The sequence below is a fragment of the Hydrogenophaga sp. genome (assembly GCF_026125825.1).
GTDB lineage: Bacteria > Pseudomonadota > Gammaproteobacteria > Burkholderiales > Burkholderiaceae_C > Hydrogenophaga.
In genome coordinates this window covers 1-1,038 of sequence record NZ_JAHCKK010000230.1, presented here as the reverse complement: position 1 = coordinate 1,038, position 1,038 = coordinate 1, and the positions used below count along the sequence as shown (strand labels likewise).

1 protein-coding gene is annotated in these 1,038 nt (G+C 51.2%); it reads right to left on the bottom strand.

Going from position 1 to position 1,038, the window contains the following annotated elements:
• Positions 1 to 445 precede the first annotated feature (445 nt).
• Positions 446 to 850 carry a hypothetical protein gene (locus KIT86_RS25175; RefSeq protein WP_297403490.1) on the bottom strand — a complete coding sequence of 135 codons (405 nt, stop codon included), beginning with the start codon at positions 848 to 850 and terminating at the stop codon, positions 446 to 448.
• Between the last annotated feature and the right edge of the window lie 188 nt (positions 851 to 1,038).

Below are 1,038 nucleotides of genomic sequence, written 5' to 3'. Positions count from 1 at the left end.
AACGTGAAACCTTCTCTGTGTAAAGAAAGAACTCCTCGCTTCAACTCATGTTCATCTCCCCACTCATCGGTGCACACATTCTTAGACTCCTGTACAACAACGCTCTGACTTTGCTTGACGTGGGGCTCTTTGACAAAAACTCGGCTCTGCAATATCTGTATGTTTTGTTTCCGTTGTACGGTGTAGGGGGCTATGGCTGGAGCTTATTGTGGGAGGTGAAACCTTCAAAAAGAACACCTCGCTTCAACTCAGCTGCTCTCCTTCTCTTGGTGCACACATCCTTAGGTACCTCAACAATAACCAATTGACCACCCTCGCCAAAGGTGTCTTTCAGGCTCTTCAAGCCTCTGGTCTGGACTTGTAAGTGCCCATGTGTTGTTGGTGATATCGTATTTGTCTTGTGTTTTTTGATTCTTTGCTTTACCACACACATCTTTAGGCAGTATCATAACAACCCCCTAACCTGTGGGAATCGGCGGTTTCCACTTGCTCCCTGCCAGTGCACTGCTCCGTTGGCTCTACATGAGACGGTCGACGAAATGAGCTGTGTGGCGGCGACCACAACCACCACGACCACCACTGCCACCACGACCACCACTATGACTACCACCACCACTACGACCACTACCACCACGCCCATCACTACCACCACTGCCACCACGACCACCACGACCACCACTGCCACCACGACCACCACGACCACCACTGCCATCACTGCCACCACCACCACTTCTACTACTACTACTACCACCACTCCCACCACCACCACCAACACTACCACTTCTACTGCCACCACCACCACCGAAAGAGTGACCCCCTCTTCTTCCTCTTCGGGATCAATGGGCGTCAATTTGGGCATTGGTGGAGGAGCAGTCGCACTTATCGTGCTTGTTTTGCTTGGTATACGAAGGTTTCGCCAAAGTCGCCATTTACCTCTTGAGCTGAATCCAACGAAACACGCCACACGACAAACCGTTGCAATGCACACCAATCCAGCTTACATTCCTCGCTTAAACGACGGCTACGAAAGAACAGACG